Below are 19,614 nucleotides of genomic sequence, written 5' to 3' on the forward strand. Positions count from 1 at the left end.
TCTCGGGCCATGTTCCCTGTTTTCAGGGAGTTTACAGCGAATTTCTTGTGTTTTTTGGCGATCTGGCAATCTATGGACAAAATACTTTTGAAGTTTCAGCACCTTAGCGACGAATCCCCTGTTTGGGTTACAGGGAAACTTTACGCGGAAACAGGGAAAAAATTAATCGTAACAGGCGATCTGGGTCCTACACTCTTCTCATGGGTGCTCGACAGCCGCCAGTATTTGCGCCGCCAGACCTACTATCCCTCCCGCTTATTCAACCCACGGCATCACGTAACTGTAGACCTGATATTCAAGCTCCGTCCACACCGTCCCCAATGGCGCCATTCCCGGAAGCAGCGGCGGATTGCGCGGCTCAAACTCCATTCGGATAGTCAGTTTTGACTTTCCCCTTGTCAGGTGAACCGGCAAGAGAAATTCTTCATCTCTAAGACGCCGATCTGACGTGACAAGCTCCGGTTGCGACGGGGCGGTCTCGCCGGCGCGCGACAGGAACGGAAGCTCATCTTCATTTCCGGAAGCAACAGCTGGCCAAGAATGATAATAAGACGTCGAACCTGCGGTATTCCATATTCCCGCATCTGCCCAGCCAGAGTTTGTTTTAACCCAAACCCTCGCGCGCTGATTGGCGTATCCATAGTCGAGCGTCCTGCGCAGCATGACGCCAACATTATCCCGCCGAATGCGCACCGAAAATTCAGACGCTCCCGTTGTTATCCTGCCGTCAAGTCTCTCGGCTTGATAAATTTCCATCTCGGCAGGCGCTGTTGCGGGGACAAGCGCTGTCATGGAAGGTTTTTCAGGGGCGGTTTCAGGCTTGAATCCTCGCACTTCTCCAGCGTCACTTGGCGCAAGAAGAATTTCACCATTTTCAAGAGTGAATTCCGGATCCGGCCGGCAAGTCCGGTGCGGGCTCAATAGTATGCGTCCGACCTCCATGCGCCCGTTTCTCGGCTGAATTTGCAAAATCTGTTCGCCGCCGCTCTCAAACTCGATTTGCGACGCCGGCAGGAGAAGAGCGTAAGGATTGCCGGAGCAACCGGAAAACAGTGAACCGTTTACAAAGCGGAATGCATTGTTCTGCGCACCCACATTCATAAATCCCCACGCCCCCATATAAGCCGGATTTCGCTCACCACTGCCGATGTCGTCATTGAATTCGAGCCAGAGTGAATGCGCGTCAAAAATTTCGTCGGTAAGCCTGGTCTCTACCCAGATGTTGTATCGTCCAGCCGGCGCGTCGAATGCAAACGTAATCTTTTGTTGCGGATCGGCCACCGGCTCTCCCAGGGCCAGCGGCACATGGTCCGGCCCCCATTCGAAACGCGATGTAACTTCATGAAGCTCACTGTCCGGCGAAACATAATCATGCGCTGCTTCACTCTTCGGATCGCCCACATCAACAGCGTCGGTGAGCACCAGATTTGGGCTTGGGAGCCCATACCAATAGGCGACTGTCCTGTAGCGCTCGGAACTTTCGTTTTCACCGCCGTGACCGAACCTGATCACTGCGCGCTGGCCGAACGGCATCAGGTCTGCGAGGAGAAACCGGTAAGCCGAATGGACTAGATCTTCAGGAGACTTGGCGAATTTCGGACTGATGACGCCAGTTGGGTGGCCAACCAGCGGCTGCGTCATGGTTCGACCACCCCAGTAATCGCCTCCACCGCCCCATTCTTCTGTACCCGTTCCTTGCGCTTGCGGGGTACGGCTGTTGTCAAAAAAGAACCGCGGATCGCCTTCCAAGGTTGTCAACACAGCGCGGTCGGTAAAGCTGAATGACGTCCCGATAAAACTGCCTGACCACATCTCGGCGCCTTCGGCGCCTTTCGTATCCAGGAAAACAAGATCTTGTCCCAGCGCCGGTTTGCCATGGTCTTTGTAGGTCGCATGGAAATAGCCTGAATGATTTGGCGGGCCCACAAAAGGAACCGTTGATAGTTGCCAGTTGATGTCGGCAAAGCCATCGCTGTCATTAAATCCGACAAGCTCCACTTTGGCCGAGCGAAAGAACGGCATGGGAAAATAACTGTTGAGATAAACACGATCGTCCTTGAAGCGGATCGATACAGGCAGCGAGCGGACAAGCCACTCCCTGCCATCATTGTTATGCAATGTTCCAGCGCCGAAAAACAGGCTGACCGGCGCATCAACGGATGGTTCTTTGCGACCATCCCAGGTGATCCGCAGTTTGACATCTCCAAATCGCTCCGCTTGTTCTTTTGGCAGATCGAAGCTCAACGCGCGCATGACGGACGGTCCATCTTCTGCAGAGAAAATGGTGACCGCATCGCCGCTTCCGATGCTGGCATTCCCCGCATAATGAGCGCTGGTTGCTTCCGCGTCTGGGTAAGGATTCTCTCCTGCGCGCTCCAGCACCTTCAGGACCGCAGGGTCCGGCGACACAGCGCCGTCCCACGCTTCGACAGGCGTTGTCGTCCGGACGCCGGGTGCCAGCAAGTGATAGATGTAATAGCCTGTACCGTAAAAGGTGCGTGAATAAGCCAGCCGCAACTGCTTTTCAAAAGGCATGGGTACCCAGTTCAGGTCCGCGCCTTTTGTCTGTTCGTAAGTTAGCGCTAGGGGGTATGGGAATAGATGCTCCGGAAGGAATGTGGATCTATCAAGCTTACGGGTCGGGTCCGCTGTCGTCGTTTCTTCAACGATGTGATCGACGCCGTCGATTTCGTAATGCCAAGGGCTTCCATGCCAATGATTGGTTCTGACGAAATAAAGCGCGCCCTGCCCTTCGACATCCAGTGTGACGTTGAAATCCTCCGCCTGTTGGTAGAGAAAGTTCGACGCATCGATATTGCCGCCGGTGCGGTCATAGGTCGATCGCATATAAGCGCGAACGCCGAGCCGCTGGAGCGGCCATTTTTCCAGCATCCGGTATGAGTCCTGCCCGAACGGAATTTCCGGTGGATAGGCCGCGTTGCGGTCATCTGTGCCATAAGATGCTGAAGCGGCCATGACTGCCGACACCGCGCATACGCTAAAAACAACGGATGAAACAGGGCCTTGGAGCTTCATGGCCGCCTCCAGCAAAACCGTAAGAGGCCCGCGACCGGCATATCACCGACAGCGAGCCGGGCATCAACCTGAAACTTGCGCGGCAAGCTGCGCATAGCGAGCATATAAAACGTCATACGCGGCTCTTCCATTCTTATGGGGCTCGAAGGATTTCCTGAAGCCGCCGCCCATCGCTTCCTGTGCGCCGCCAAGATCAGGAAAACGCCCGGACGCGACTGCCGCCGCCATGGCGCAGCCCAACGCACAAGCCTGCGGCGCCGCGGCGACATGGATCGGCCGCCCAAGAACATCACTCATCACCTGCATCACTAAGGGGGATTTGTTTGCTATGCCGCCCACAGCAATTACTTCCTCTATAGGAACACCTTCTCTTGTGAAGCGTTCAAGGATTGCTCGCGATCCAAACGCCGCAGATTCGACCAGCGTTCGATAAAAGCGTGGCGCATCGACGCCAAGTGAAAGCCCGGCGACGGCCGCCTCGCGGGTGAGATCAACGTCCGGAGACCTGCGGCCGTTAAACCAGTCCAGCGCAACCGGACCGTCCACTACTGGCGGCAACGCTTCCGCTGCCGCGCTCAAGGCGGATAGTATGGCGTCATTATTCTTGCCGGCGCCCCTCCATCCGATCAGCCGCCCAAACCAGTCGAAAATGTCGCCGAATGCTGACTGGCCCGCCTCCAGCCCCACAAAGCCCGGAAGAATGCTGCTGTCCGCCTGCCCGCATATGCCGGAGACGACTTTTTCCTCGCCGCCCGCGCTGCGCAGAAACTCCGGATCGCATACGGCCATGTCGCAAGTCGATGTGCCGACGACCTTCACAAGAGCGCCCGGCTGAATGCCCGCGCCGACGGCGCTCATATGAGCGTCAAGCGCGCCGCCGGCGATCACCACCTCTGCGGAAAGCCCGTATTTCTCTGCAAGCGCAGGCGCAAGCTTGCCGGCAGCCTGATCGGCCGTGCCCGTGCCGTCATATAACCGCGAACAAACGCCTTCGAGCTTTGAATCGATCGACATCCAGAACGGTTTATCCGGAAGGCCGCCCCATTCCTCCCGCCACATGGCCTTATGACCGGCGGCGCAGCGGCTTCTCGGAAAATCCCGGCTGTTGGAAACGCCTGTAAGATAACCAACGATCCAGTCGCAATGCTCAACCCAGGACGCAGCGGCGGCGATTTCGGGTTTCCGGCGCACTACCCGCAGCAGCTTCGCCCAGAACCATTCGGCCGAATAAGCCCCACCGCAGTAGCGCGTGTAATCGCCTTGCGGCCAGTTCCGCGCCGCCGCTGTAATCTCCTCCGCCTCGCCAATCGCGGCGTGATCTTTCCAGAGGGCAAACATGGCGTCGGGATCTTCTGCAAACCGGTCATGCAGCGCCAGCGGCAATCCGGCCGCATCCACCGGGCCCGGCGTGGATCCGGTCGTCGCAACGCCGATCGCCTTGATCGATTGTCGGACTTTCTCGCTGTGCGGTTTCAGGAGATTGATGATCGCCGCATCGAAACTTTCGACATAGTCCAAAGGATGCTGGCGATAACAATGATTGGCTGGGTCCGTGTAAGCGCCATAGCCAAAACGCGGATACGCGACGACCGCTTCGCCGTGACAGGCGCCGGCGTCGTCAAACAGCGCGGCGCGAACCGACTCCGTACCGAAATCAACACCTATAAAAAGGTCAGAATCCGCCATGATCCGTATGGTTCCCGGCGCTAAAGGGTGGAAGACATGACCCGGACACGGAAACCCAACATCCGGCTCAGGGCGACCATTTCCTCGAAAATATCTCCGTAAGAAACAGCGATATGATTGCTCATGAAATGCGCCATCAGCGCGTCTCTCGAGCAGCCTAGATCGGCCATCATGATCGGCCATTGCGGCGTCGTGCTTTGCCAGTAATGCTGAACGCGCTCAGTCGGGAGATCCACGACTTCGCCTCTGCCAATGTCCATCCAGGATTCATCACCGCGCAAATAGGCCCGCGCCCATGTCACTTTCCCGGGCTTGCTTACGCCGGCGAATGTGCCGCCTGCATTCGGAAAATACATCGCCGGCTGGCGGAAACTGTGCGCGCCCTCAAGACTGTCTGGATTATGATTGAACGCATAAGCGCCGCAGCTTCCGGAGTTGAGTAGGACCCAGAGAAAGCGCCCCTCCTCTTCGCCGCCCCAGCGGATATCATGAAACATGACCGCCTCGTGAAGCCCCTTTTTCTTCTGAAGGCGCTTCATCATTTCCATCGGGATGACATTGCCCTGGTCGGCTTCCGTGGCCGTAATAAAAACCTCGCCATCCGATTCCGGCCGGCATTTGGAATTAAAAAGACCCTCGCAAAGATCGCTCGGCGCCGTCACCGGCACGAGCCCGAGTTGATATTGCCAGCCGAGGCAGTCAGCGCCGAATTCCTTGATAAGATCGACAACGGCGAGATACATACGCAATTGCTCGCGGGTTGAGTCTTCCGTGAAGTCTTCCGCATCCTTCTCGCGCCAGTGGAATGTCACGCCTTTGTCCTGCAAGAAGGCAAAGGCTTTTTCGACGCGCGCCAAATCAATGCCTTCCATGCGTTTCGGCAACCAGGCCTGATCCACTTTATGTTCGGCGAATCCATGGCGCGCCAGCACCCGCGGCCCGAAATAGCCGTTGGTCATTCCCATCGACGTATCGCCGAGCATCAGGATGAGAATTCTCCGTAGGCTGATTTCCTCGGCGATAGCTTTGGCGAAAGCCTGCGCCTTCGCCGACACTTCCACGCTGTCATGAAGCTCGTCCGTTTGATATTTGATCTCACCAGTGCGGCACCATTCTTCAAGGCGCGACATGAACGCATCATCCTGCGTCCAATCATCAGCATTGCCCCAAAGACGCGATGATTTACGTTCCATGAGTTCGAGACAGGCCGCCGTGTTCAACAACCCGACCAGCCCCGGAAACCCGCCGTCAAAATTTGAAGCCAATAGTAGCGGCGACGTTTTGCCGACAACACCGTCCACCGTGTGCGGACCATAAACCCAGTGACAAAAGAGCCCGACAGCCGGGTCGTTAACTTGGCCCATATGTTCAATCGCTTCGCTTGGCCGTGTCAGGAAGCGGTCGATAACGTAAGGCGTCTTGTCCAGCTTCTTCAGGGCGCGAACCATCTGCTCCGTCTTGGACCGCACGAGAGGCTCAGCAAGTTCATTCGGTTTGGCGCGGTAGTCCCCCGGCCAGAAAATTGCGACGCGATTGGACATTATTCCTCCCAGGAGTTTTTATTTACAGCTTACTAAATCGTTTTAGCAAGGTAAAGCGCAAAACGGCCCTAAGGAGATTGGAAAACAAATGCTTTCAGCGCTGTATGATCCGGGCCGGCGCTATAATGCGCTGCAAGCCAGAGGATCCTGACATCATGGATGTCAAAATAGAAAAGGCGCTTTCCGCCAATAACGGGCAGTCCTGACGAACCGAGAGAATAGGCGGCGCAACATAGTCCAGCAACGGATGATCATCATAGGTCGCAATGGCTATGTCGGGTTGTGCAGCTCCATATCTGCGCTTCAGTTCAGCCAGAGCGCCTTCGAGCAATGTATATGAAGCCGTAAAAACCGCATCTGGAGGACGCCCGATCTCTTCTATGATGTCGCTCATCGCTGCTTTTCCAGCATCACATGTGAATGCGCCCTCTTTCACAATACGTCGCGCCACCGGCACACCGGCCTCCTCCAGCACGTTCTCATAAGCCTGCAATCGCTCAATATTTGAGGAAAGGCTCGGCGCACCGCCGATATAGGCGACTTCTCTGAACTCTCTTTTGTCAATCAAGCGACGGATGGCTTCTTTAGCGCTTTCATAATTGTCGCTTGTAACCCAGCAACAATTGGATCCCTTGATTTTGCGGTCGACAAACACCGTCGGAGTGCGGCTTGCTATGTCTGAGAGAAAATCAGACTCTTCATGAGACGTCGCGATGATCAACCCATCCACCGATTTAGCGACAAAGTTACGGATGATCTCTTCTTCCATGGCGACATCATCGCCTGAGGCGGAAATCTGCAATAGATAGCCATGTTCGTGACACAAGCGCTCAAGGGTTGTGGCAAGTTCTGCAAAGAACGGGTTCGCCAGATCGGCGATAACGAAACCGATCGTCTGTGTGCGTCCCAGGCGGAGACTGCGCGCAACTGGATTTGGCTCGTAGTTCAGTTTCTTCGCAACGTCTTTGATACGCTCCTGCGTCGCCTTACTGATCCTGTATCGCTCGCCTTTTCCATTAAGCACGATGCTGACCGTAGCCGTAGAGACCTTGGCTTTCCGGGCGACGGCTTCAATAGATATGCTTTCGGGGGCGCCTCGCCTGGTTTGAGAATGTGATCGTGTGGACTTTCCCATGTCATCCTTCATGGAGTGGCTATAACGCGCCTCCCCTCTTTGATCAGTTTTACGGCGTTGCACAAGACAAGAAGTGAGGCTTCCTTAGGGCGCAGAAAGCCTTTACTAAATCCTTTTAGCTTGCTTTTTCTCCACCATTGCCACAAAACTGAGCCGCTGAAATTTAGCAAGGAGTATCAACATGTTCGATCCGGCTTCATCCCCCTTTCTTATTCCTAAAGGCGTTGAGAGCCGCTCGATCACATTTGAAAATCCGACAGGCGAAAAGGGCAAAGGCGGCAAAGCGGCGAGCGGCCTAGGCGTCGGCAGGAAAGGCGCTCCTTTGCATGTGTTGATGCCAGGGGAGGAAATCGAACTTGCCAATGTGAAAGGGCCTGGCTGTTTCCGCCATATCTGGGTGACGACCATGCCGGATCCGGTTTTGCTGCGCGGCGTCACGATCCGGGTTTACTGGGAGAAACAACAGCACCCGAGCATTGAAGCGCCGATTGGAGATTTTTTTGGCTTCGCTCACGGGATGCCGACGAATTATGCAAGCGCGGCGCATTCCCTCGCCGACGCCGCGGGCATGAACATCTGGCTCCCCATGCCTTTTGCGAAACACGCCCGCGTTACGCTCACCAATGAAACTGACCGCCCCGCCTACACCTTTTTTCAGATCGATTACACGATAGGAGATTCTTTTCCCAACGACTTTGGCCGTCTTCATGTCCTATTTCAGCGTCAAAACCCGACGGCGCAAGCACAGGATTTTGAAATCCTGCCTCTGCGCAAAAGCCGCGGTGTTTATATCGGCGCCGTGTTAGGCATCCGCCCATTGGCTGGGCGCTGGTGGGGCGAAGGCGAAGTCAAAATCTTTCTCGACGGCGACAAGCATTTCCCGACAATCGCCGGCAGTGGCACGGAAGACTATGTCGGCCATTCGTTCGGCATTCAGAACACCACCGCGCCCTATAACGGCGCAAGCTGGCGTGAAAACGCCCATGATTCGGAAACAGGCCGTGTCTCGCTTTACCGCTGGCACCTCGCCGATCCGGTCTATTGGCACAAGGACGTCAGGATCACCCTCCAGCAAATTGGATGCTGCAAAGTGCCACCGACATCGCCTGAAGTGTATCTTCAGGAGGCTATCTTTGAGCGCGAAGACGACGTCTCTTGCGCAACATTCTGGTACGAGCCATCGCCAAGCGCGCCGCTTCCCGCCTATCCCGACCTCGCCACCCGCATCACGGACCTGCCCGAGGCGATGAAAACGGTGACGATCGACTGATCTTCAGATCATGGCCGGCGCTCTATTCTAACCGGCACGCCGTTGAACCGCGGCACCCGCGTCAGGGGGTCGAGATCCTCGCCCGAGACGAGCCTGTTGCGGTTCTTTCCACGCTCCGACAGCACGGCGCCGGTGACGGGATCGAATGTCCGCGAGCCCCAACCATGTTCCATAACGGCGACGCCTGGCCTTACATCCGATGAGACGTGAACGACCGCCTCAATGGCGCGGATGCTCGACTGCACCGATACAAGATCGCCATTTTGAAGGTTCTCCCGCGTCGCATCGCCTGTGTTGATTTCAATGGCCGAACCAACATCCTTGCGGATGCGTGTCCCGCTCGATTCCGTAAGCCATGAATTCATCATTTGGAGGCGGCGGCGCGTAATAAGCTGATACGGGAATTGAGCTATGTCAGAACGCGACGCTGGTTCGGCGAGACGCGATTTCAGCAATGCCGCCAAATCGGGCGGACAGGCATGAATCTTCTTATCTGGCGTATAAAGACTTTTTCTGAGATTGCCGATTTGCCGCTCGCCAAAGATCACGCCATGGGGATGCGCCTTGATCTTTTCACGGGTCATCCGCCCGCCCATACCGAGAAGCGCCTCTTCAACCGCCGTTGGATCAGGCGCAAACACGCCGCTAAAAAGCGTTACGCCAAGAGCTTCAGCAAGCCTTTTGTAAAATTCCCACTCATGCCGCACGCCTGAAGGTTTAGAGACCACTGCGCTGGCGCCTTGTACAAAGGGGACATCATGCATGCAGCCGATCAGGACATGTATTTCTTCGCGTTCAAGGAAATGAACGCCGGGGATCAGCCAATGCGCGTGGCGATGACTTTCGCGCTGCATCAGGTCTACGGCAACAAGACATTCGAGCTTTGACAGCGCCGCATCTAGCCGGTCGCCATCGGGCCCGCCGACCACAGGATTTCCGCCGTTAATGATGAACCCTCTTAGCCTCCCCTTGCCCGGCGTTTCAATTTCATCGGGAATTTCAGCAACCGCATGCGCCCCGGCGACCGGCGCATAGCCGCGGACACGGCTCGGCGTTCTCGACTGCACGAAAACATTGGCGCCGAGATCCATCACATTGGCGACGCCCTGAGAGAGAATGCGTCCGCCCGGCCTGTCTGTGCGGCCCGTGACAAGGTTCAATACATGTGTGAGCCATTCCGTAAGAACGCCGTTGCGTCCCATGGCGCTGCCAGTACGTGCTAAACAGGTTGCGGTTTCCGCTCGTGCGAATTTTTCCGCCACCACTTCCATATCGCGAACCGGGATGTCGCACCGCGCCGAGAGGTCTTCCAGATTAACTGCCTGGGCGATGCGCTTGATCTCATCAACACCGACGGCTTCGGCGCAATCCTTTTCATTCACCCAGCCGCGATCAAAAATGACGCGCAAGACGCCGAGCAAGAACGCCCAATCCATTTCCGGCAAGGGCGAAAGATGCAGGTCCGCCTTCTGCGCCGTTTCCGTCTTGCGCGGATCGATCACGATCAGCTCGGCTCCGTTGCTCATCGCCTCAAGCATGCGTTTCCAGCCGCGCGGCACGGCGCCGACCCAGTTCATGGCGCTAATCGCTGGATTAGAGCCGATCAACAAGAAACATTTGCAGTCGTCGACATCGGGAATAAGCGCCGTCCACGCCGACCCATACATTTCCTCGCCGACATAATGGACAGCGTTCTGATCGACTGAGCCCACCCAGAACCGGTTGTGCGAGCCGAGTGCGTCCATAAAGGCGTTGTGAAACACTGAATTGGTAAAGCAGAAGCCATTCGGATTCCCGGTATAGGAGCCGATGGCGTCCGGCCCATCTTCATCCATAATCCGGCGAAACGCATCGGCAATCTCACCAATCGCATCTTCATAGGACACCGCCACATAGCGGTCGCCGACACGCTTCATGGGAGATAAAAGGCGCGCCGGATGAGTGCGAAGCTCGTCAGAGGTCGCCGCTTTGATGCAGAAATCCTCCCAGCTATAGGGATTTTCCTTGTCAGGCTCGATGCGAACGATCTGATCGCCTTTCGTCGTAACCTTCAGCCCGCACACCTGTTCGCAGATGCTGCAGTAAGTGATTTTTTCTTCCAGGTCGCCAGTCTTCGGCGGGGACGACGAGTTCGTCTCAGGCATAGCCAGCTCCGGAAAGCAAGTGTGTCAACGATGAACGCGCATCAGATAGGCGTTGCGCAACGCATCGACAGTCTTTGCACGCTCCTCTGGCGTCACGCGCGGCGTATCTGTTGGAAGGTATGAGTCGAGCTCAGCAAACGGTATTTTCGTCAATGTAGGCAGCGGCTGCGCGCTGCATTCATTCCAGCGGCCGAGAATGCTGCCGACTTTGTAACCTCCGACATCAAGCCAGTTCTCTATGCCTGGATCTTTATGAGCCAGCACGGCGCGAAACATGTTATCCGGACCAACATAGGCTCTGTACCCATTGATATGGCTATGGCGGTTTACGTAGTCGACCGGCACATAAAGTTCGTTGGTCAGCTCCACATTCCAGTACCGGCATTTTTCCGGCACCTCAGCTTCCAGCACCAGCGCCTCATCGGAAGTAATGTCGAAGGCGCCGTGATAATAGGATTGCGCCGCCCAACCGCCTTCATCCACAAAGCCTTCAGGAATAAGTTTATTGATGACGTCCTTGCGCCGGAACCGAGCAACATGTTCGCCCCAGGTGAGCGCCACGCCAACCGATGCGTTCGCCGCCTCCTCAAGCTCCTTTTCGAGCTGCTTTCCAGTATGGGGCGGCGGATAAGCGACTTTCCTGTCAACGCGTTCGATCCGAACTTCCGCTTCGCGCTCGGTCAGCCAGTCATACGCGACCTGACGAATTGCGGCGTAGCGCGTGTCCGGCGTCATGGGAAACCAGTCGCCATCCCAGTCAGCGGGTTTTTCTGCGCTTAAAAAGAATTCGAAATTGCCATCCTCATCAATCGTCAGATCTTGGAAATCGTAATTCGCCAGCGCCGCATAGGTGCCCCCATCGACACGATAGAACTCGCCGGCAAGCTGGAAATTCACCATATACATGTTGTTTCTCTTCCCCCACACGCGGTAAACGCCGTTTGGGTCAAGCGATGTATGGTAATAAGTCGTGTCGGGGTTGGCACCGATTGCCGTATAAGGCCAATGATACATGGCGTTGAAATGAGGGAAGTCATTATCATGCAGCATGCGCACGATATAGCCTTGCGTGACTGACATCATCAGGAAGCGATAAGCTTCCATTTTCAGTTTTGGATCGTCGGGATCGGTCAGAAATGTCGTTACCTGTTCACCTTCCTTGAGCTTTTCAAGAAACGCCGTCCATTCTGAATTCACCGCCATGTCGGCTCCTTTCACCGCCGCCGGCGGTTCGGATTTGCTGCAGGAAGATAGAAAAAAGCAGAACGCCAACGATGCGGCGTATAAAAAAATCAGCGCCGAACGACGCGAAGCGGTGTCGGACTTCACAAGCGTCTCCTCATTTCATTACCTCATGCGTCGGTCGCGCATGTTTTGAGGATTATTCTTACTGGTATATTTTTAAACTTTCAAGAACAACGAATGAAGTCTTGCGCCCCGCCGTGGTGAATCTCCCCAAGCTAGCGGGTTCTGGCGAGATCAGGCGAAGAAAGGCGTTCGTTTTGGCAGTAGGTCAGCGTCTCCGCCCGCAACCTCCAGAGTTTCAAGTCCTTGCCCGGCATTGGCCTGTTCGCTCATTGGAACAGGCGGAGCTGTCCAATCAATTATGGTGACACGGTGCGCTATGCGCCATTCGCCATTGCGCATTTCGTGACGGTCTACATAACGTCCAGACACGACGACGAGGGATTGTCCGTCTGCGTTGTTTTTTATGACATGTGACGCTTTGAAATATGCCTCGCTAAAAGCTTCTTCATCGCTGATCGAGATAAGCGTCTGCCCAAGCATGTGGGTCGTCCGCTCGAATGCTTTTATTGCCTCCGTCACGAAGGGGATGAATTCATCGACAGTACCGGAGAACATGCCTGCGTGCTCGTCGATCGCATCCTTATGGTAAACATTTCGCAACAGCGAAAAATCACGCCGATCAATCGCGCGACAATAGCGGGCAATCGTATCCTGTATGGCTGCTCTGGCGGAGAGTTCCCGAATCCCAAGGCTCATATAACCGTACTTTCTTCCGGTCCTGGCGCTGAGCTGAGCACATCTGTCATACTCTTCAGCGACTATGCTGCGACGCCGCAATCGTCGGCGTTGCCGAAAAGCACCCGCCCGCCGAAAAATGCTTGTCAGGCAAAAAGCTACTTTACAGTATATTATCCTACTGATACGATTTTTGAAATAGAAGCCCGAAAATGGGCCGCGTCACGGCAGGCAAGGCCGTACAGGCGCAAAGACAACCTGTAATCGCCGGGAGGGGCGTTCCATGACCTTAGAATCACAGCACCCGAACTTTATTGAGACACGTCGCGCTCGCACTATACGAGCCCGCCTCATCAGCGCCGGATCGGCGATGGCGCTTGCTCTGGGCGGCGGCGCCTATGCGCAATCGGACGAGATTGTCGTTACGGCGCAAAAACGCGAACAAACCCTTCAGGAAGTGCCGATCTCGATCTCCGTCGTTGACGGCGGTGACATCAAGGACCAGGGCATTTTCTCTATTCTTGATCTCAGCATCAACATGCCCGGCGTGTCAGTCTTTGACAGCGGCACAATTAACGTCGCGCTCATTCGTGGCGTCGGCACCGAAGGCAATCTCGGCTTCGAACAATCTGTCGGCTTCTTTCTTGACGACATTTATCTCAGCAGGAGCCGTCTGAACGAATTGATCTTCCTTGATATCGATCGGGTTGAAGTGCTGAAAGGTCCGCAGGGAACCTTGTTCGGCAAGAATACGGTCGCCGGCGCGATCAACATCACCAGCAAGAAACCCACTGATGAGTTCGAAGGCTATTTGAATGGCCTTTATGAGTTTAATCATGGAGAGCTTCTCCTCACCGGCGCCGTCTCCGGCCCCATCAGCGACAGGGTGCGCGGTCGTGTAGCTCTGCGTTACGGCAGCATGGACGGCTTCCTGACGAATGACGCCACAGGCGAAAAAGAACCACAGCGGGAAGACGTTTCCGGTCGCGTTTCGCTGGAGGCTGATGTTTCTGACAACCTCGTTGCTTCCGCTTCCTATCAATTTGAAGTGTTGAAAGAAGACGGCAACCGAAACCAGACGACACAGTGCAGTGCGTTTGACCAGTTCGTTCTTGGATTCCTGATGCTGCCAGTAGATGACTGTACGCCGGACACCCATAAGAGTTCTTATGGGGACCCAGCTCTATTCGGCGGTGTTTTCACGAAAAACTTTAAGGACATCACAGCCCATCTTGGCCGTTTCCAACTGGATTGGACTATCCCGGGCCATACGGTAACAGCGATTACAACCTATACTGATATGGACTATGATGACGCCAACGACGCCGACGTCACGGCGTTGTCAGCCCTGCATTTCGAAGTTGAAGAACAACTCGAGCAATGGACGCAGGAGATTCGCCTGACATCCACTGACAACGAAACCGTCGATTACATCGTTGGCGCCTATTACCAGGCGCAGCATTTCGTCAACGGTCAGGATCTCCATGTCTATGACCCATCTGTACCGCTGGCGGTCACACGCGTTGGGCTTTTTGATCAGGAAACCGACATGATCGCTCTGTTTGCGCAGGCGGATCTACATGTCACCGATGCCCTGACCCTCACGGGCGGTCTGCGTTACACGCACGAGAAAAAATCCGCGATGAAGAATCAGTTCTTTGCCGGCGCCGGCACACGGGCGGAGATTCCGATGTTGACGGACCTCGGGCCGCTTGGCGCCAGCCATACCCTCTCGGATTCACGCACTGTCAATAAATTAACCCCCATGGTTGGCATTGATTACGACATTACCGACGGCGTGATGGGTTATTTCCGCTACTCAACTGGCTTCAAAAGCGGCGGCTTTGACGCTTTTGGCGCGCGCCTCACACCTGCGAATTTCGGCTTCGACGATGAAAGCGTCACCTCGTATGAAGCTGGTCTGAAAACCGTCTTCGCCGAGGGCCGTGGTTCGTTCAACCTCGCCTTGTTCCGCAGCAAGTTTGACGACCTCCAGGTCAGTATTTTCCCGGGCGGCGGCGGACTAGCCATCGACTTCATCGTCGGCAACGCTGCGAAAGTGATTTCCCAGGGCGTTGAAGTGGACGCCGCGTTCACGCTTGCTGAAGGCGTGCGAATTTCCGGCGCCGCCACATTCCTCGATGCTGAGTATGACGAGTTCATGAATACGGCCTGTTATTCCGGTCAAACATTGGCTGACGGCTGCGTCGGCGGGGTTCAGGATATCTCTGGCCGCCCAGTGCAATATGCGCCCGACATCGCCGCCAATATTGGTCTCGACTTGCGTCACGACATTACAGCCGGACTCTACGCAGCGGCCCGTTTTGAGCTGTCCTACTCAAGCGACTATTTCAGAACGAGCGACCTCGACCCGGGCAACGTGGAAGATGACGCCACGCGCATTAACGCTCGCGTCGGGCTCTATGACGGAAATGATCGCTGGAACATCGCGTTTGTCGGCCGCAACCTGACGAACGAGCAGACGCTGCTCTTCCAAAATGACCACCCTGCATTCGCAGGCGGCTATTACGGGTATATCGAACGCCCGCGCACGCTGGCGATCCAGACGGAGATTAGTTTCTAAGTTACCTAAGAAATCGACTTTCCGTCGGCCGGGCGTTTTCTTCCTCCCTGTACGCCCGGCCGAATTTTATGAACTGTTATCCAAGAGGGCCGCGTTCTAGCAGGCCCTTTTTTTTTCAATGTCACGGACAAAATCCACAAGCGCTTTGAGAACATCACCGCCGGGTTCTGGTTCTTCCATGCGGAGGAGATCGTCGGCGACAGCGTCAACCTCTTCAACAGTCGGCGCTTCGCCCGGGGCCCCGACAAATTTTGTCTTTCCTTGCGTCGGTCCAGCCGCAGCCTTGAACGCGCCACCGCCTGTTATAATGATTTCACCTGCTTTTTTACAGGCTGGGCTCGCAAGCCATACAAGCACCGGCGCGACAGCCTCGGGCTTAATCAGATTCCCTTGTTCTGCTGTCAACAAAGGCAATGTTCCGAGCATAGCTGTCGAGGCATAAGGCGCGATGCCGTTGACACCAATGCCATTCGGCGCCTCTTCCTGCGCCAACGCCTTCATGAAGGAAACTACCGCCGCTTTCGAGGCGCCATAAGCGCCAACGGAAGCGCATGGGAAAAGGCCTCCTGTTGAAATACACATTACGATACGTCCATACTTTGACGCACGCATATGAGGCAATGCAGCGCCAGCAAGCCGCAAAGCGCCGAAATAGTTTATTTCCATGCACTCTCGAAAAATGTCCTCACCAACATCGTGCAGCGCGCCATAACGGGCGACGCCGGCATTCGGGATGACGATGTCGATCCGGCCGAACTGATCCATCGCCTGCGCGACAAGATTGTCGCCAGCCTTGCTGTCTTCAACAGAGTCGTAATTCGCGACAGCTTCTCCGCCTGCTGCACGAATGGCGTCAACCGTTGCGTCGGCGCTCGACTTGTCTTCATCACTATGGCGGCGGTTATTCACAACAATTTTTGCGCCTCTCACCGCCAGCGCCAGCGCGTATACCCGGCCAAGCCCTTTGCCTGCGCCTGTTACAATCGCAACCTGATTTTCGAGTGAAATATTCGCCATTGAGACATCCTCCGTTTGATATTTGAATCGCGCCAGGCGATTATTCTTTCTGGTATTTTTTTCATCTGTATAGTATATCTCATGCTCTGCAATGCGAAACAGCGGCGTAAACGCCGGGAGGAAACAACGTGTCATTGCAACTCGACGCCATCATCGCGGCGGCGCGTACGCAAACTGGGCTTTCCGATTTCGGTCCATGGGACCCCTTTCTGCAGGCGATGGATGTTTTCATCAAAAGCGCCAATAAAGACGGCGCTTTGTCTGAAAACGGCGAATACGGCGTTCAACAACAATTGACGGCAGGCGCGGCTGCATTTTTGTTAGCCGTCAACTACCGGAAATTATTCCCTCAGGCGTTTGAACAGCCGGTTGAAAAACCCGTCTTCATTCTTGGTCTGCCGCGCAGCGGCACGACGAAACTGCAACGCATGGTCGCTGCTTCTCCGGACTTGAATTTCCTGCCCACATGGCAATGCCTCTTTCCTGTTCCGTTTTCCGGTGACAAAACAGTTCACGACGATCAGCGCTTCGAAGCGGCGGCCATCGCCGCCGATCAAATGAACTCCGCCGCCGCTGATTTAAAAACTGTTCATGTGTTCGAGCCGGAAGAAGCGGAAGAAGAAAGCGCGCTTCTGCAGCACACATGCCTCACCCGCACATGGAGTTATTACATTCATGCGCCGGACTTTGTCAGTTGGTTAAACACGGCGGATATCACGCCTGCATACGATTTTCTGCGGGATTGCCTGCAGATACTGCAATGGCAGGATAACAAAACCGGCAAGCCATGGGTCCTGAAGGCTGTCATCCACACAGAAAATCTCACCATGCTGACCCGCACCTTTCCCGATGCCTCGCTTGTATGGTGTCATCGCGATCCGGTTGAGGCCGTGCCGTCATGGTGCAGTCTGATTGCACAGATCAGGGGCCTGTTTTCCGAAGATATCGATGCAAAAAAGCTTGGCGCAGAGCAACAGCAAGTGCTGGCGGACATGATCCTTCCCGGCGTCGAATGGCGCCGCCAAAATCCCGAGAGACGCATACTCGATCTGTCTTATCAGCGAACAGTGAAAGAGGGCGAAAGCGTTATTCGCGAGCTTCATGAATTTGCAGGCTGGACATTAAGCGACAAGGCGCTGACCGCTATGCTCGCATGGGAATCTGCAAATCAGAAAGACAAGCATGGCCGCCATCGCTACAGCCTTGAGCAATACGGCCTTGATGAGGCAGGCGTGCGGACGGCCTTCGCTGAATACATCGCCGCTTACATTCAATAAGGCGTAGCGCACAGCCGTGAACATGGGAGCAGCTTTTAATGACCCAAGGATTGCCGCCTGAAGACCGCCTTGACCAGCTAGCAAGCAAGCAGGAGCTTGCCGAGCTTTCCTATAAATACGCGCGCGCAATAGATCGCGCGGACGGCCCAGTTCTGAAATCCTGTTATCATGCGGATGCCATTCATGACCATAACGGCGTTTTCACCGGCAATGCCCATGAATTTGCCGATTTCATCATGACGGTCAAACAACAGCAAGCCGGCGCGACCGTGCATGAAATGTCAAATCTTCTGTTTGTTGTTGATGGCGATGAAGCTGTTGGTGAAATTTACCTGTCTTCCTACAACGAACTCAAAGGCTCGGCCGACGGCATGGTTCAGCTTATTGGGGGACGCTATCTTGACCAGTATGAAAGACGCGGCGGGATCTGGAAAATTCTCCATCGCCGGGTGATTTTCGATTGGGTGGAGACCTTCAAAACCACCGACAGCTGGGCCCAATCCTTTGCCGCCGGCGGGCCGCGCGGCCTGCCCTCGAGGGAGGATGCTTCATACGAGCTGCTTCCGAGCAATATGCTCTGCTAATTGCCGCAAGTCGAAATTAGCCCGGGAGCATCCGATGAAACCAATGCCATTTCCCAGGATTACAGGTGAAGGACTATGCGCATGGATGGGACCGGCTTTCATCCTTATCCTCATTCCCGCCTGGCTAAACATGGGCTTCCTTCCCCCTCCCTCTCCTCAATCCTCAGCGGATGAAATCGCCGCGTTTTTCCGTAAAAATGCTGACGAAATAAAACTCGGCGCCATGATGACCATGCAATTTTGCATGCTAGGACTGTTTTGGACCGCCGCTATTTTCGTTCAACTCAAACGAACAAAAAGCCAGCTGGCGCAAACTCTTTCCTATTTGCAGTTCATCGCCGGAGCGGTTGCTTATTCAGTATTTACTCTACCGACCATCCTATGGACGACAATCGTTTTCCGGTCGGAAAGGCCAGCGAGCGAGATTCTGTTATTGAACGACTTCGCATGGCTAGCTCTTGTTATGCCGGTGTCTTCCGCAATGATTCAGGCAGCCGCTATTGGCGTAGCCATCCTCGTGGACGCGGAAAAATCTCCCATATTCCCGCGCTGGTCAGGGTATATGAATCTGTGGGTCTCGCTGACCTTTGGGCCCGGAATGCTGGCGACTTTCTTTAATCATGGCCCCTTCGCCTGGGATGGAGTGTTTGTTTTTTATGTCCCATTGGCCGTTTTCACCGCCTGGGTGTTCGTAATGTCTTATCTTGTATCCGCAGCCGCATCGCAAAAATCGGATCAAAGAGAAGATAGCGTCCATTCACCAGCTGGCTGATTCAAATACATGACCGGAAGCTCAAAACGCATTCTGCGCATGCCGGGCGAAGCCGGGGTCTGGAGTTTCGTATTAGCGGACATGACCATGTTCGCTTGTTTTTTCGTTGCGTTTCTCTGGTATCGGCACTCGGACCCGTCGGGTTACGCTAATGCAAGCCAACAACTCAACCTCTTGCCTGGCGTATGCAACACGCTTCTTCTAGTAACCAGTTCCTGGCGCGCCGCAACTGCTGTAAATGTGCTACGAAGTAACGCATGCCGATCAGCCCTTGCAAACCTAACCGCAGCCATAAGTCTGGGGGGCGCTTTTTGCGTCATAAAGTTGTTCGAATATGCTGGAAAAGCACAACAACATATATCTGTCACAACACACGACTTCTTCGCGTTCTATTATATATTCACCGGCATTCACCTAATTCATGTCGCCGTCGGTATGGGAATTCTCCTTTGGCTGCGTCGCCTTGTAAAAATTTCAGGACACACGCCTGAAACGTTGCAACACACAGAATCAGGAGCGATCTACTGGCATATGGTGGATTTGCTTTGGCTGATATTGTTTGCGCTTTTTTATGTCATGAAATAG

The 19,614-nt window shown here is 54.9% G+C and carries 15 protein-coding genes; 7 read left to right on the forward strand and 8 right to left on the reverse strand.

What is annotated here, in order from left to right:
* Positions 1-255: 255 nt before the first annotated feature.
* The 4 genes from ACFOOP_RS01275 to ACFOOP_RS01290 form a co-directional block, all read right to left on the reverse strand.
* Positions 256-2,976 carry a DUF2961 domain-containing protein gene (locus tag ACFOOP_RS01275; protein WP_379878929.1) on the reverse strand — a complete coding sequence of 907 codons (2,721 nt, stop codon included), beginning with the start codon at positions 2,974-2,976 and terminating at the stop codon, positions 256-258.
* 123 nt (positions 2,977-3,099) lie between these two features.
* Positions 3,100-4,722, reverse strand: a complete 1,623-nt coding sequence (locus tag ACFOOP_RS01280) for a ribulokinase (protein ID WP_379878931.1) — start codon at positions 4,720-4,722, stop codon at positions 3,100-3,102.
* A gap of 20 nt (positions 4,723-4,742) precedes the next feature.
* On the reverse strand, positions 4,743-6,263 hold the full coding sequence (locus ACFOOP_RS01285) for a fucose isomerase (protein ID WP_379878933.1): 1,521 nt from the start codon (positions 6,261-6,263) through the stop codon (positions 4,743-4,745).
* Between the two features lie 94 nt (positions 6,264-6,357).
* A complete protein-coding gene (locus ACFOOP_RS01290) occupies positions 6,358-7,410 on the reverse strand; it encodes a LacI family DNA-binding transcriptional regulator (protein WP_379878935.1) in 1,053 nt (350 codons plus the stop codon).
* 169 nt (positions 7,411-7,579) lie between these two features.
* Between ACFOOP_RS01290 and ACFOOP_RS01295 the strand changes: the two genes are divergently transcribed.
* The gene (locus ACFOOP_RS01295; protein ID WP_379878937.1) at positions 7,580-8,668 is read left to right on the forward strand and encodes a glycoside hydrolase family 172 protein; all 1,089 of its coding nucleotides are present in this window, start codon (positions 7,580-7,582) and stop codon (positions 8,666-8,668) included.
* Between the two features lie 8 nt (positions 8,669-8,676).
* On the opposite strand, the gene ACFOOP_RS01300 is transcribed toward ACFOOP_RS01295, so the two are convergent.
* Positions 8,677-10,812: a molybdopterin-containing oxidoreductase family protein gene (locus ACFOOP_RS01300; RefSeq protein WP_379878939.1), complete on the reverse strand. Its 2,136-nt coding sequence runs from the start codon at positions 10,810-10,812 to the stop codon at positions 8,677-8,679.
* 24 nt (positions 10,813-10,836) lie between these two features.
* Positions 10,837-12,015: a hypothetical protein gene (locus tag ACFOOP_RS01305; protein ID WP_379878941.1), complete on the reverse strand. Its 1,179-nt coding sequence runs from the start codon at positions 12,013-12,015 to the stop codon at positions 10,837-10,839.
* Here ACFOOP_RS01305 and ACFOOP_RS01310 point away from each other — a divergent pair.
* The gene (locus ACFOOP_RS01310) at positions 12,014-12,190 is read left to right on the forward strand and encodes a hypothetical protein (protein ID WP_379878943.1); all 177 of its coding nucleotides are present in this window, start codon (positions 12,014-12,016) and stop codon (positions 12,188-12,190) included. The two genes, ACFOOP_RS01305 and ACFOOP_RS01310, sit on opposite strands and share 2 nt — an antisense overlap.
* 101 nt (positions 12,191-12,291) lie before the next feature.
* Here the strand turns inward: ACFOOP_RS01310 and ACFOOP_RS01315 are convergent, their stop codons facing one another.
* Entirely contained in the window at positions 12,292-12,816 is a 525-nt protein-coding gene (locus ACFOOP_RS01315) for a nuclear transport factor 2 family protein (protein ID WP_379878945.1), read from the reverse strand.
* Positions 12,817-13,078: 262 nt separating this feature from the next.
* Here ACFOOP_RS01315 and ACFOOP_RS01320 point away from each other — a divergent pair, with 262 nt between their 5' ends.
* Positions 13,079-15,379: a TonB-dependent receptor gene (locus ACFOOP_RS01320; protein WP_379878947.1), complete on the forward strand. Its 2,301-nt coding sequence runs from the start codon at positions 13,079-13,081 to the stop codon at positions 15,377-15,379.
* Between the two features lie 96 nt (positions 15,380-15,475).
* On the opposite strand, the gene ACFOOP_RS01325 is transcribed toward ACFOOP_RS01320, so the two are convergent.
* The gene (locus ACFOOP_RS01325; protein ID WP_379878948.1) at positions 15,476-16,396 is read right to left on the reverse strand and encodes an SDR family NAD(P)-dependent oxidoreductase; all 921 of its coding nucleotides are present in this window, start codon (positions 16,394-16,396) and stop codon (positions 15,476-15,478) included.
* Positions 16,397-16,524: 128 nt separating this feature from the next.
* Here ACFOOP_RS01325 and ACFOOP_RS01330 point away from each other — a divergent pair, with 128 nt between their 5' ends.
* From ACFOOP_RS01330 to ACFOOP_RS01345, 4 genes are read left to right on the forward strand one after another with little or no spacing between them, the layout of a single operon-like run.
* The gene (locus tag ACFOOP_RS01330) at positions 16,525-17,673 is read left to right on the forward strand and encodes a sulfotransferase family protein (protein WP_379878950.1); all 1,149 of its coding nucleotides are present in this window, start codon (positions 16,525-16,527) and stop codon (positions 17,671-17,673) included.
* 38 nt (positions 17,674-17,711) lie between these two features.
* Positions 17,712-18,257, forward strand: coding sequence for a nuclear transport factor 2 family protein (locus ACFOOP_RS01335; RefSeq protein ID WP_379878952.1), 546 nt, complete (start codon positions 17,712-17,714; stop codon positions 18,255-18,257).
* Between the two features lie 34 nt (positions 18,258-18,291).
* Positions 18,292-19,029 (forward strand): hypothetical protein, encoded by a 738-nt coding sequence (locus tag ACFOOP_RS01340; protein WP_379878954.1) that lies wholly within the window; start codon positions 18,292-18,294, stop codon positions 19,027-19,029.
* A 9-nt stretch (positions 19,030-19,038) separates the two neighbouring features.
* On the forward strand, positions 19,039-19,614 hold the full coding sequence (locus ACFOOP_RS01345) for a cytochrome c oxidase subunit 3 (protein ID WP_379878956.1): 576 nt from the start codon (positions 19,039-19,041) through the stop codon (positions 19,612-19,614).

The organism is Hyphococcus aureus, from assembly GCF_042643165.1.
GTDB classification, from domain to species: domain Bacteria; phylum Pseudomonadota; class Alphaproteobacteria; order Caulobacterales; family Parvularculaceae; genus Hyphococcus; species Hyphococcus aureus.